Source organism: Oceanobacillus manasiensis (assembly GCF_000724085.1).
Lineage (GTDB): Bacteria > Bacillota > Bacilli > Bacillales > Amphibacillaceae > Oceanobacillus_B > Oceanobacillus_B manasiensis.
In genome coordinates, this window is record NZ_CCDL010000002.1 from 733,199 (window position 1) to 745,755 (window position 12,557).

Here is a 12,557-nt window from a genome sequence, read left to right on the forward strand (position 1 = left end):
ATTCTCAGTAAGACTCAAATTTAAGAGGGTGTTATCACACCCTCTTATTAAATTACATAATTATTTATCGATATAATTGTTAAAAAGTAGATTCTTCACTTATTAAAATATAAACCAATGTTTTTCATGCGTAACCATTATAGCAAATTTTTATTCGTTTAACGATCTTTTTCGTTTAAATAAATTCTCATTTTCGAGCCTTGTTCCACCTTAGTACCAGGACTTGGTGCCTGATCAATAATATAATCCCCTTCCCCACTTGTTTCAATAGAAAGGTTTGTCATATATTCTGTTAGTTCTTCTTTTGTTAAACCAATTAGATCTGGAACCTCTACTTTTGGTTCTTCGGGCCATTGATATTCTTTATCTATCCCCCCGGTACGTGGTTCAACTTCCATAGCCTGTAGACTGTCACCTATGATACTACCTACAATAGGGGCAGCTACTACCCCACCAAATTGAACAGTATTTTTTGGATTATCTACCGCAACATAAACTACAATTTCCGGATCATCAGCAGGTGCGAAACCTATAAAGGAAACCACATAGTTGTTTTCCATATATCTTCCATTAGGTCCAACTTTTTGAGCTGTACCGGTTTTGCCACCGACACGATAACCGTCTACATAAGCAGGACGCCCCGTTCCTTGAGCGACAACACTCTCCAAAGCGTAACGGACTTCTTTAGATGTTTCTTCAGAAATAACTTTACGTTTAACCTTTGGTTCATGATCATCTACAACATCATTTGTTTTTGGATCAATCCATGACTCAGCAAGATACGGTTCATATAAATATCCACCATTTATCGATGCGGCAACAGCCATAACCTGTTGAATTGGTGTCACGGATACTCCTTGGCCAAACGCGGTAGTAGCAAGTTCGACTGGTCCAACTCTGTCTTCTGCAAATAAGATTCCATTACCCTCACCTTGCAAATCAACACCAGTTTTTTCACCAAATCCGAATTGGTCGATATAGGAAAACAACTTCTCTTTCCCGAGCTTTTGACCAAGTGTAACAAAGCCGGGGTTACAAGAATTTTGAACAACTTCAAGATAAGTTTGCTGTCCATGTCCTCCACTTTTCCAGCAATGAAGTTCACTTCCATCAACATTTATAGACCCATCATCATTATAATGATCCTTTTCCAAGTCCACAACTGCTTCTTCTAAAGCTGCAGCCAACGTTATGATTTTAAAGGTAGATCCAGGCTCATAAGTACTCCAGATAGGTAAGTTTCGATCAAAAATATTAGAGTCTACTTCTTGGTAATTTTCCGGGTGGAAATTTGGTCTAGAGCTCATCCCAAGAATGCCACCCGTCTTAGGGTTTACCGCTATAGCAAGTGCTCCATCTGGACTATACTTTGAAACAGCTAGGTCGAGTTCTCGTTCTATAATCGTCTGTACCTTAGAATTTATAGTAGTTTTTAAATTGAGTCCATCTTCAGGTGGTGTATAAACATCTGCTAAACTATCAAGTCTTCTACCTTTTGCATCAGAATAAAACGACAAACTGCCTTCCTTCCCTTTGAGCATCTCATCATAATATAGTTCTAACCCCATTAAACCTTGGTTATCAATTCCAGCAAATCCTAACACATGGGAAAGATCTTCACCATTAGGGTAATGCCTCTTTGAATCTTTAGCTAAATATATCCCATCCATATTCAATGTACGAATAGCCAGCTCTTGTTTTTCACTAATTTTAATTCCCTCTGGGCGCAAGTTTACACTGGAAGCATTTTTCGTAATATCAGCCAAAACTTTATCGACTGAGACATCTAAAATACTTGCCAAATTCTCTGCAGTCTTCTCTGGGTCACTAATCTGTCTGGGCACAGCTACAATAGATGGAGCTGTCACATTATCCGCTAACACCTCACCATCTGTATCTAAAATTTGTCCTCTTTCCGGCTCAAACACAATATCCCTTGTCCAAAGCTCATTAGCCTGTCCAACTAGTTTGTCACCTATTACAAATTGAACATATCCTAGCCTTATATCGATAATACTAAAGATGAGTAAACCAAAAAGAAAAACAGCAACAATTCGTTTTTTTACAGTGACAGTAGATACACGTTTCATTTTCCATCCCCTTTTCATAGGTAGGCTTGTATCCACTATATGATTTAAAAAACAGAATAGAACGCTGTTTCATGTAGTTTATTTATTCATCTTCTTGCTCTTCCTCGCCTGAGTCGTTATCTTCCTCTTGCTCATTATTCGGTGGGAGCAATTCTATACTAAGAGAATCCCCTTTTTTTATTTGCGTGCCAGCTTTTATACTTTGAGTAGTTACGAAACCACTACCTGTAGTATCTGTTTCCAGCTCTAATAGGTTAGAAAGTTGAAGCACTTCTCTTAACGACCAGCCCTTAACATTCGGCATTTCCGGATTGTCAGTAACAAGGATAACATGATCATTGGCTAAAATAGTTTCTCCTTCTTCCACATTAGCAGCTATTACTTCACCGTTTCCTAAGGCTGTGGTGCGTATTCCTTTATCCTCAAAATCTTTAAGTACATCTTTTACTTTTTTACCTATTATGCTAGGGACTTCTATATGCTTTGTTTCTTCAGTGGTTTCGTTATCTGGACTAATATTTAAGTAATGCAAGCCATTTTCCATAACGTTTTTAAAGATAAATGATACAGGATCAGCTCCCGTCTCGGTTGGCTCTAGTTCTGGCTGCTTGACTGTTACATACATCATTAACTGTGGATCATCAATAGGCGCCATTCCAAGGAAGGAAAAGACATGGTTTTCTTTCCCGCTCATATAAGCTCCCCCACCCGGTTCATTGTTCGGTATTTGAGCTGTCCCGGTTTTGCCACCAACTGTGTAATCGTCAAGTTTATACATTTTTCCTGTACCATGCTCGCCATTCACGACGGATTCAAGTAATTTTAAAACATGGTTTGCTGTATCTTCGGATATTGGCTTGCCTACTACGTTCTTCGACTTTTCTTCAACCGTCTTCCCTGTATCTGGATCGACTATTTTTTTAATAACGTATGGCTGTAACATTTCTCCGTTATTCGCAATTGCTGTGGCTGCCTTCAATTGTTGTATTGGGGTCATTGTACTTCCCTGACCGAAAGAAGAGGTGATTTTCTCTAAAGGCCAGTTATAAAGGATCTCACCCTTCACTTCTCCTGGTAAGTCTATCCCTGTCACTTCATCTAACTGAAAGGCTTTTAGATATTCCAAAAATGTATCTGACCCAATCTTTTCCCAGGCTAATTTGGCCGCAGCTACGTTAGAAGACCGTTGAAACCCTTCGTCATAAGAAATAGGTCCCCAGCCTTCTCCTCGATTATGATCACCAATTGATTTTACTTGCTTGTTAGGCCGGTAGCTACCTGATTCAAAGCTTTCCTCTCCATTATAGACACCTTCTTCAATTGCAGCAGCCCACGTAAACATCTTAACAGTTGAGCCTGGCTCAAAGGGGGTGGATATAACATCGTTATACCAGTTCTCTACATTACTTGGATCGTTGGGATTATAACTTGGACGATTACTCATCGCCACAATCTCGCCGGTTTTCGGATTCATTACAACGGCACTCATTCTTTCCGGGTTGTACTTTGAATCAACTTGCGTCATCGCATCCTCAAGTAATGTTTGAATTTTTTGGTCAATCGTTAAGTAAATGTCATCTCCATTTTCCGGTGTTGTTACCACTTCACTAGGATCTAGTAGCTTTTTATTATATTTATCCCGTTGATAAGTAATTTTACCATCAATACCTTTAAGGATATCGTCCATTACGTTTTCAATTCCGGCAATCCCTTTAATTTCATGTAACGTGTTGCCATTTTCATCTTTAACTTCAGTATCTCTTGCAAACCCAATAACCTGGGAGGCAAACATACCATTTGGATAATAACGCAATGCTTCTTCCTCAAATTTAATTCCTGGAAGTTTCTTCTCTGCTATCTCATCTTTTTTTTGTTGCGACAACTCTTTTCCAGCATTTCCGAATTCTACTTGAAAACGTTTCTTTTCTATCCCACTTTTTATCGTTTCAAGCAACTCTTCTTCCTTAACATCCAACAATGGTGCTAACTCTTTTGCTGTTTTTTCAGGATCTACTACATGCTTTGGCTCTTTTGCTTCACCAGTGTAGGCTTCATCTAGAATTGCGTACATACGAAAGGTGGGCCTGTCATACGCTAATGCCATGCCATTGTTGTCGAAAATCTTTCCACGCTCGGCAGCCATTGTATAAGAAGATGTACGTTTCTGTTCTGCCCATTCTTCTAATGAAACATCGTTTATCTCACCAGTAGCCTGGATATAAAGAAATCTACCAGTTAAAAGTAAAAAAACACCGACAAAAATAATGATTAAAATACCAGCCATAAAATGTGTGGTACGGTTTTTCCTCATATCTTTCTCCCCAGATTACTCAGATTCGTTATATGCGGTAGTTTGCTTCACTTGTGCATCCTGTATTTTAAGCCCGTTTTCTTTTGCAATTTTCGTAATACGTTCTGGTCTGCTTAATTCTTTCATTTCAAAAGTTAATCCTTCATTCGTCATTTGTTGAGTTTGCACTGTTTGTTCAAGTCGTTGAAGATCTCGGTTTAAGGTATCTGTAGTTGATGAAAAAGAAACGACAAATATGCCAGTAGCAACTAGCATTGCTCCTACTGCCGAATAAATTATCTTTTCTCCTTTTGTAATCCAACCTTGCTTTTGAACTTTTACAGCAACTTTTTGTTGGTCCGGTCTTTCTTGTGTCCTTGGCTGTTGCCATTGACGTGCATGATTTGCGCTCATTATTTCTTCCACCCTTCCGCATAATTGAATGATTCATCCCAAACTTTTACTTTTTCAATAATTCGCAGTTTCGCTGATCGAGATCTACGATTGGCTTCAAGCTCCTCGTCTCCAGCGATCACAGGTTTTCGTGTTACAACCTTAAACGGGGCCTCATGAGACTCAGGTATTATAGGCAGGTTTTTGGGTGTTGGTTTAGCAGTACTCCATTTCTTAAATGCTTGCTTACATAATCGGTCTTCAAGTGAATGAAAGGTAATTACAACAATTCTTCCGTGCAAACTAGTCATTCTGGCTGCTTGATGCAAAGCGTTATTAAAGACTTGCAATTCATCGTTTACCGCTATTCGCAACGCTTGGAAGACTCTTTTTGCAGGGTGCCCCCCTTTACGGCGAGTTGCTGCTGGGATACCTTCTTTAATAATTTCTACAAGCTCATGTGTTGTTTCGATTGGTTTTTCTTCACGATACCGTTCAATTTTACGAGCAATTTGTTTGGAAAATTTCTCTTCTCCATATTTAAAAAAGATGGAGACAAGTTCGTGATAGGACCAGTTATTAATGATTTCATATGCGTTTAGCTCATTGCTTTGGTCCATTCTCATATCCAAAAGCGCATCATGTTGGTAGCTAAATCCTCTTTCTCCTCTGTCCAATTGTGGAGAGGAAACACCTAAATCAAACAAAATGCCATCCACTTCTTTAATTCCGTGTTCAAGTAGGGCTTCTTCAAGTCCACTGAAATTAGAATGAATGAACAGAATACGATCTTCATATGCTACTAGCCTTTCTTTGGCTGCTTGCAAAGCGTCCTTATCCTGATCAAATGCAATTAATTTGCCACCCTCTTGGAGCTTTGAAGCAATAACTTCCGAATGGCCACCACCACCGACTGTACAATCTACATATGTACCAGTAGCTTTAACTGCCAAACCTTCTATTGTTTCTTGCTTTAATACACTATAATGTTCAAACATGTCATCCACCTACTTTTGTTAATTCCTTTTGCCTTGTGGGCTATTTAAATGTCAAAATCCATTAAATTCTCAGCGATTTCTGCGAAAGATTCTTCAGAGTCATTAAAATAATCCTCCCAGTTTTCGCTAGCCCAGAACTCAATACGATTAGAGACACCAATTACCACACACTCTTTATCCAGTGCCGCATAACCTCTAAGTGGCTGTGGAAGGTTTATTCTTCCCTGCTTATCCACTTCACATTCAACTGCTCCAGAAAAGAAGAACCTCGTAAAAGCTCTGGCATCTTTTTTGGTAAGTGGGAGTTTTTTTAATTTATCTTCTAATAATTTCCATTCATTCATGGGGTAGGCAAACAGACATTTGTCTAGTCCACGCGTTACAATAAATGTCTCACCAAGCTCATCACGGAACTTGGAAGGAACGATAATTCTTCCTTTTGCATCAATGTTATGCTGGAATTCGCCCATGAACATACAGTTCGCCCCACTTTCATATTTACATGTTACCACATCTCCCCACTATTCACCACTAGTTTCCCCATAATTATTAATTTGAAAACAAATATTGTTTTCAAGGAGGATATGCGCACAAGAAAAAAGCTGCCACAGCAAGGCTGGGCAACTTTTTTCTTAAACAGATCATTGGTGGGAGAAGGTGGTGCTTATAACCTTACCACATAATGAGGTGTTTTTATGGATAGATTTTCGTTTGTTAAAACTTCGATAAATTTAATGCCGTGATTATTCAACCAAAAGATAGGGTTCCAAATTCTTTCTTGGAAACTCCCGTCAGGCTTTAGAGACATCGTAATTAAATCGAATTCTGCTATTTCTCTTGCATATTTCTCCTCTACGGCTTTCTTAAGTCTTTTTTCTAAAAAGTGAACTGTGTCCTGTAAGTATTGTAGATTTTTATCAGCCAAATCTCCCAGGTCAGGTCGCATTTCTTTTGCCATCTCACGCAGTGGTTTGTGTACCTCTGTGATTTTTTGCCTAATCTCTTCGCTTAGACTATCAATAGGCGGGTTTTGCTTATTATCTAACCATTCCTGTTTCATGACTTCAACACCATTATTCACGGCATTCTCTACATTAATATTATATTTCATTAACGCTTTTTCAACACTCCGCTCAACAAATGTAAAAGATAATCGAGGCAAAACAGGAGGCATCTTAATTTGCATTGCATCAAACGCTGGCTTTAATACAGACCAATAGCCGATCTCACCTGGACCACCAATAAAGGCAAGAGTTGGTAATACTAGGTCCTGCATAATTGGACGAGTGACTACATTATTGCTTAGATTGTAAGGTTGTTCCATAGCAATCTGTCGTAATTCCTGTGTGGTTAATTTAATCTCATTTTGTTTACCAGACCACGTTCCCTCTTTATCTTTAACTAAAAGTATTCTTTCTCCGCCATCATGATAGAAAAGATGGCCATCTTCTTTGTCTAGTTCTAGGGAAATAGAATAACCCAAATGGTTTATTTCCTTACTAGTTTTAAAAACTTCTTTACTTATTTCAGGCTGTACCTTGATAAGTGAGTCAAAGTGCTTACCCTCTAACTCTCTCAAAGCTTTATCAGAAGAGTTAATTAACACAAGTCCTTCATTTGGAAACAACTTATAAACAAGACGGGCAAAAAAGTCTACATAGGACTTCGCCAAATCAAGACAGGATAAAATTGTCTTGTGCAAATCCTTAGTATTACTAGTTTCTTCAAGCTGTTCAAACAATTGGTTCACCCAGCTCTCTGCCCCTTCTTTTTCCAACTCAATATCGGAAACGGATTGCTTGCCTAAAGCTTGCTGAAATAACTTAAACTTTTTCATTTTTGGCATTTCAGGTACAAAAATATGGTTGATCTCAGCAAAATCATGGTCCTCCCCGGCGATCCAAAAAACAGGGATGACTGGGATATCCAATACTTCTTCTTGTTGCTTTGCAAGTTGAATAATAGAAATAATTTTATTAATCGTATACATAGGACCTGTTAAGATTCCTGCTTGCTGCCCCCCCACAACCACTACACTTTCTTTTTGTTTTAGCCTTGCTATATTAGCTATAGAGGATTCTGGAACTCCCCATTTGCTATTCATGTCATTTAATAATTGACTAAGCTTATCCCTGTCAAATGACCGGTCTTTAAGCTCTGATAAACGTTGTTTAAAATCATCGTACGGGTGGTATTGAAAGAATTGCATAATATTTGGGTCGTTATTACGGTAATCCTGTAATAATTTATTTTCTTTATGTATTTGAACTGCCTCAACCTGCATAGACCCCGTGCTCCTTTTATTTCATAATCTCCAATATGTATTGTACATAAATTCAAGCAAAAATTCATGTATTCTGTTTTACAGCTTTTTTAGTAGAAAAAAACTCGGTGAATTAACCCATATACAATTAATAGAAGATAAAGAAAAGAAAACAACAAAAAGCAAATACGACACAAAAGTTTTAATGCTCTCCCTAGTATTACCTCCATATTATATTTCCACTGTAGAAACATAATTATCATCATCATTCCGAGTAGAACGATCACTACTACTCCAGTGACGTTCATACCAAACAAGTGTGATATTAATAATACAGTAGCAATTATATATAGTGGGGTACTTATATTCACCGCTACATGAAAAGCACGTCTTTTTTGTTTGTATAACTTTAACGCACCCAGATAAATCAACCAGGTTGCTAAAAAGGGAGCGATAATAAATATACTGCTAATATACGTTAATAAATGCGCCATAATTTCTAAACCCCTTCTGCTATTATTCTTGTTATTCTAACCTATATGAGAACGATGTGATACCAAAGTGAACTAAAAATTAATTCATATAGTAGTATTTCTATTCGACATTCACAACCTCATAAACGCTATTCTCCCGGCAATTTAATAAAAAACAAGAAAGAAACTGAAAAGAGTTATTATTTATTCCTTTCAATTCCCTCAGAATTTTTCTATAATATAAATATATCATAACCTTCACCATCTAATAAAAAGCTCTTTTACCAAAGTTGCTAAACAGCAAAACCAATATGGTAAACGATTACATTAGTGTAATCACATGAAATGTTGGGTAAGTCTAGAGAGAACATGACAAAAGGGGATGTTTTGGAATGAAACAAACTGTAGAGAATTTATTAATTAATTATAAGACACTTGAAAAATTTAAGTATTTTAAAGAATACGGGAACCAAGAACTTTCTATGCTTGAAGACTTAGAAAACAAAATGGTGGAAAATTATAATGACTCTCCTTTCTATGGAATTTATATTGGAGATAATCTCGTCGCGAGAATGAGCCTTTATAAAGTATCAAAGAAATATGACGCTTACTTCGAACCACCACAGGACTATCTAACCCTGTGGAAGTTGGAAGTATTGCCAGATTATCAAGGTAAAGGCTTTGGGAAGGATTTAGTAGAATTTGCCAAAAGCTACAACCTGCCAATTAAGACGAACCCAAGAATTAATTCACATGGATTTTGGGAAAAAATGGGGTTTCAAAAAGCACAATATGATATGGAGCGGGACTTGGGAGAAAACCCGCTCATCTGGATGCCAGAAGGTGTGAAAGAACAAGAATCGAAGTAAATAGATTTTATTATAACATTTCAAAAAGACATGAATGTGTATACCATTCATGTCTTCTTTATGGTTAATATTATAATTGCTTTGTGAATAAGACTGATAGATAGTTCGCTTTTTGAAGACATTCTAGTTAGACGACCCTGTCTTCACCCAATCCCAAAGTTTCCCCATTTCCTTCCAAGCATTATCATACCTTAACAATCGTTGGCGAAGCTGCTCATTTTCCTGCTGCAGACGTTCCATGAGCTTTTCCTGCTCAACTTTGTTACTTGATACCTCTTCTATATATCCAGTTCTCATCTTCTCTAGTAAAGAAATTGCCGTCTCAATTGTATCACGTTCTGTGTTGCTGCCCTCAGAGTGGGCCCAGGATTGTTTTTTATCCCCTTGTTTTCTTTCTTCCTTGGCATATTGAATAGCGTCTTGATAATGTTTTCGAATGGTGGCGTTCCATCTAAAACCACATGCGGCCGATGTCCTCGAGAGTTGTTTTGCAACTTCCTTAAAAGCCTCTAACTGTGTTTTCCCTTCCCTTATATGTCGAAGTACTGTTTCAGCTAAAATAACATCTTCATCCTGCGTCCATGCATCCTGCCTTGTCGCATTCATACCATCCCTCCTTATACGTTTGCTATCAATGTATGCAAAAAATAGGAGTGATAGAATATGATATTGCCTTTTGAGCCTCTTTTTTTCTTTTTAATCTAGTCCATGTAATCGAATCTTTATTTCGTTACACAACAAAACCTGGACTACCCACCACTTTATATCTAGAAATATCTTAATATTTTCTGTATTCTAGCATCCCTATTACACTGGTGTGAGGCTTAGTGATGAAACTTATGCATAAAAAAAACAGGACACATTCTGTGCCCTGTTTTAAGCATACTATTTATTAGCTGCTTACTACTTCTTTACCATCATATTGCCCGCATGCTTTACAAACGTGGTGAGGCTTAGTTAACTCTCCACAATTTGAACATTCTACCATGCCAGGTACGTGTAATTTCTTATGAGTACGACGTTGGTTTTTAACTTTTTTAGACGTTCTTCTTTTAGGTACTGCCATGACTTACACCTCCTTCATAAAAAGAAAACAGTTCAGAACAGTAATCTTACTTGTCTTCCTTTTTATCTTCAAATAATGACTCTAGTTTTTTGAAACGTGGGTCGATCGTCTCTTCTACTGGTTTCTCAGAAACAAGCTCCCATCCTGCACCAGAAGCAGGTGCGGCATCTTGACCACTTGTATCCTCAGCAAAAACCCGAAAAGGAACCTCTAACAGAATATTCTCCTTTATATAGGGAGTTAAGTCAAGTACCTCCCCGTCAATTGGATGAATTTCTTCCTCTTCATCATAGTAAGAAGATGTTGTGAACAACTCATCCACTTTGATATCAAAGGGATAATCGACATCCACTAATGTACGTGCACATGGCAAAATCATCTTTCCGCTTATTTTAAATGAAACAATAATTTGTTCACCCTGCAAGAAGCATTGGCCCTGAACTCGGACCCGGTCGATTTTTCTAATATCATTGTTCATCTCTTCCAGTTCGGAAACGTTCACCATTTCATCAAAAGCAAAAGGTTCACTATAAGCACTTTTTCTAATTTGCGCCAATGTTAATTTCATTGTAATCACCTCTAGGCAACAAGAGTTATTTTAAAAGAAAAATAGACTTTTGTCAACATATTTTCTTTACACAATCCCATGATAACATATCTTATTCATTACCTATTTTAAATAAAGAATTGCATCATACTATACTTGACATTATTCCCTTTCATAATGGGGGCTAATCGTGCGTAATTCGGCTTTTTTTGATACAATAATTACCATCTTATATACAGGGGTTGTTATAATGCAAGCTTGTGGCTTAATTGTAGAATATAATCCTTTTCATAATGGACATGCTTACCATATTAATGAGGCTCGTAAAGTATCTAATGCTGACTGTATGATTGCTGTAATGAGTGGCAACTTCCTACAGAGGGGAGAACCTGCCATAATGGACAAATTTGCTCGTACTAAAGCAGCACTTTCATCAGGAATAGATATCGTATTAGAACTCCCCTTTGCTTATGCTGTGCAAAGTAGTGACCTCTTTGCAAAGGGATCGATTCATACATTGCATGAGATCGGTGTTACAAGTATTTGTTTTGGAAGTGAATCAGGAAATACGACCGATTTTACAAACAGTTATGAGTTTTTAAAGGGAAGAGAGGAACCATACCGTAAAACGCTAAAAGTAGAATTGGCTAAAGGACTTTCTTTTCCTGAAGCTAGCAGGCAAGCTTATCACCAGATCGGTCTTTCACATGAACGTATTGACTTAACTAAGCCAAATAATATTCTTGGCTACAGTTATGTAAAAACAATTCTGGAAAATGATTATAATATAGAACCATTCACCATTAAGCGATCAAACAGCGGTTATCATGACGAGACTATAGCTGGTTCTATTGCAAGTGCAACTAGTATCAGAAAAGCTATCCATTCCCATGGAGGCCTTACGGATGAAGCAATTCAAGCAATTCCCACTAGTACGTATAATCAATTACACGACTACAAAAGTAAGGCTGGACTTTGGCACACATGGGAACAATACTTTGAGCTTCTTCACTATCGTGTTATGACCATGAGCCTAAATGAACTTGCCAACATTCATGGCATCGAAGAAGGACTAGAACATCGAATAAAAAAAACCGCAATTCAGGCACGCTCATTTCATGAATGGGTAGAAGCAATTAAAACTAAGCGCTATACCTGGACGAGACTTCAACGTGTATTTGTCTTTATTTTGGCAAATGTAAAGAAAGATGATATTGCTATTTTAACTAGTAACAGTAATGTACCTCATGTTCGTTTACTAGGTTTGAATGAAAAGGGCCAAACTTACCTTAATGAAGTAAAGAAACAGCTAAATGTCCCGCTCGTTTCTAAACTATCAAAAAAGGACAACCCATTACTTCAATTAGAAGAACGAGCAAGTGATGCATATTATAGTGTCCTTTCTCCAACTCGTAGACAAAAATTGAAAAAGCAGGAGTTAATGTCACCAATCCTTATTCGCAAATAAAGACGCAAAGAAGGTATCTCCCCTTCTCTACTTGCAAACAATAAAAAGTATACAAGTTAAAACTTTTGCTCATAGCGTCTTCAAACTTATGTACGATATA

General features: G+C 37.5%; 12 protein-coding genes. 2 read left to right on the plus strand and 10 right to left on the minus strand.

Annotated elements, in window-relative coordinates:
- Window positions 1–158 precede the first annotated feature (158 nt).
- The 7 genes from BN985_RS12905 to BN985_RS12935 all read right to left on the minus strand — a co-directional run bounded on the left by BN985_RS12905 (window position 159) and on the right by BN985_RS12935 (window position 8,528).
- The gene (locus BN985_RS12905) at window positions 159–2,090 is read right to left on the minus strand and encodes a stage V sporulation protein D (protein WP_042223860.1); all 1,932 of its coding nucleotides are present in this window, start codon (window positions 2,088–2,090) and stop codon (window positions 159–161) included.
- A gap of 82 nt (window positions 2,091–2,172) precedes the next feature.
- Entirely contained in the window at window positions 2,173–4,401 is a 2,229-nt protein-coding gene (locus BN985_RS12910) for a penicillin-binding protein (RefSeq protein ID WP_042223861.1), read from the minus strand.
- A 15-nt stretch (window positions 4,402–4,416) separates the two neighbouring features.
- Window positions 4,417–4,794, minus strand: coding sequence for a cell division protein FtsL (gene ftsL / locus BN985_RS12915; RefSeq protein ID WP_042223862.1), 378 nt, complete (start codon window positions 4,792–4,794; stop codon window positions 4,417–4,419).
- Window positions 4,794–5,771: a 16S rRNA (cytosine(1402)-N(4))-methyltransferase RsmH gene (gene rsmH / locus BN985_RS12920; protein WP_042223863.1), complete on the minus strand. Its 978-nt coding sequence runs from the start codon at window positions 5,769–5,771 to the stop codon at window positions 4,794–4,796. Before rsmH ends, ftsL begins: the two co-directional genes overlap by 1 nt.
- 44 nt (window positions 5,772–5,815) lie before the next feature.
- Window positions 5,816–6,247 (minus strand): division/cell wall cluster transcriptional repressor MraZ, encoded by a 432-nt coding sequence (gene mraZ, locus BN985_RS12925; protein WP_042223864.1) that lies wholly within the window; start codon window positions 6,245–6,247, stop codon window positions 5,816–5,818.
- Window positions 6,248–6,435: 188 nt separating this feature from the next.
- Window positions 6,436–8,055, minus strand: coding sequence for a bacillithiol biosynthesis cysteine-adding enzyme BshC (gene bshC, locus BN985_RS12930; protein WP_042223865.1), 1,620 nt, complete (start codon window positions 8,053–8,055; stop codon window positions 6,436–6,438).
- Window positions 8,056–8,144: 89 nt separating this feature from the next.
- Window positions 8,145–8,528: a DUF3397 family protein gene (locus BN985_RS12935; RefSeq protein WP_042223866.1), complete on the minus strand. Its 384-nt coding sequence runs from the start codon at window positions 8,526–8,528 to the stop codon at window positions 8,145–8,147.
- Window positions 8,529–8,899: 371 nt separating this feature from the next.
- Between BN985_RS12935 and BN985_RS12940 the strand changes: the two genes are divergently transcribed.
- On the plus strand, window positions 8,900–9,376 hold the full coding sequence (locus BN985_RS12940) for an N-acetyltransferase (protein WP_042223867.1): 477 nt from the start codon (window positions 8,900–8,902) through the stop codon (window positions 9,374–9,376).
- Window positions 9,377–9,499: 123 nt separating this feature from the next.
- On the opposite strand, the gene BN985_RS12945 is transcribed toward BN985_RS12940, so the two are convergent.
- The 3 genes from BN985_RS12945 to BN985_RS12955 form a co-directional block, all read right to left on the minus strand.
- The gene (locus BN985_RS12945) at window positions 9,500–9,982 is read right to left on the minus strand and encodes an RsfA family transcriptional regulator (RefSeq protein WP_042223868.1); all 483 of its coding nucleotides are present in this window, start codon (window positions 9,980–9,982) and stop codon (window positions 9,500–9,502) included.
- A gap of 286 nt (window positions 9,983–10,268) precedes the next feature.
- A complete protein-coding gene (gene rpmF / locus BN985_RS12950) occupies window positions 10,269–10,442 on the minus strand; it encodes a 50S ribosomal protein L32 (protein ID WP_036573267.1) in 174 nt (57 codons plus the stop codon).
- A gap of 46 nt (window positions 10,443–10,488) precedes the next feature.
- Window positions 10,489–11,010 (minus strand): YceD family protein, encoded by a 522-nt coding sequence (locus tag BN985_RS12955; RefSeq protein WP_042223872.1) that lies wholly within the window; start codon window positions 11,008–11,010, stop codon window positions 10,489–10,491.
- A gap of 169 nt (window positions 11,011–11,179) precedes the next feature.
- Between BN985_RS12955 and BN985_RS12960 the strand changes: the two genes are divergently transcribed.
- Window positions 11,180–12,457, plus strand: coding sequence for a nucleotidyltransferase (locus BN985_RS12960; RefSeq protein WP_332257494.1), 1,278 nt, complete (start codon window positions 11,180–11,182; stop codon window positions 12,455–12,457).
- Window positions 12,458–12,557 lie beyond the last annotated feature (100 nt).

Bases quoted from the DNA above. Each gene is read 5' to 3' on its own strand.
- rpmF (WP_036573267.1), bottom strand. From the start codon at position 10,442: ATGGCAGTACCTAAAAGAAGAACGTCTAAAAAAGTTAAAAACCAACGT.
- BN985_RS12910 (WP_042223861.1), bottom strand. From the start codon at position 4,401: ATGAGGAAAAACCGTACCACACATTTTATGGCTGGTATTTTAATCATT.
- rsmH (WP_042223863.1), bottom strand. From the start codon at position 5,771: ATGTTTGAACATTATAGTGTATTAAAGCAAGAAACAATAGAAGGTTTG.
- BN985_RS12935 (WP_042223866.1), bottom strand. From the start codon at position 8,528: ATGGCGCATTTATTAACGTATATTAGCAGTATATTTATTATCGCTCCC.
- bshC (WP_042223865.1), bottom strand. From the start codon at position 8,055: ATGCAGGTTGAGGCAGTTCAAATACATAAAGAAAATAAATTATTACAG.
- BN985_RS12945 (WP_042223868.1), bottom strand. From the start codon at position 9,982: ATGAATGCGACAAGGCAGGATGCATGGACGCAGGATGAAGATGTTATT.
- ftsL (WP_042223862.1), bottom strand. From the start codon at position 4,794: ATGAGCGCAAATCATGCACGTCAATGGCAACAGCCAAGGACACAAGAA.
- BN985_RS12940 (WP_042223867.1), top strand. From the start codon at position 8,900: ATGAAACAAACTGTAGAGAATTTATTAATTAATTATAAGACACTTGAA.
- BN985_RS12905 (WP_042223860.1), bottom strand. From the start codon at position 2,090: ATGAAACGTGTATCTACTGTCACTGTAAAAAAACGAATTGTTGCTGTT.
- BN985_RS12955 (WP_042223872.1), bottom strand. From the start codon at position 11,010: ATGAAATTAACATTGGCGCAAATTAGAAAAAGTGCTTATAGTGAACCT.
- mraZ (WP_042223864.1), bottom strand. From the start codon at position 6,247: ATGTTCATGGGCGAATTCCAGCATAACATTGATGCAAAAGGAAGAATT.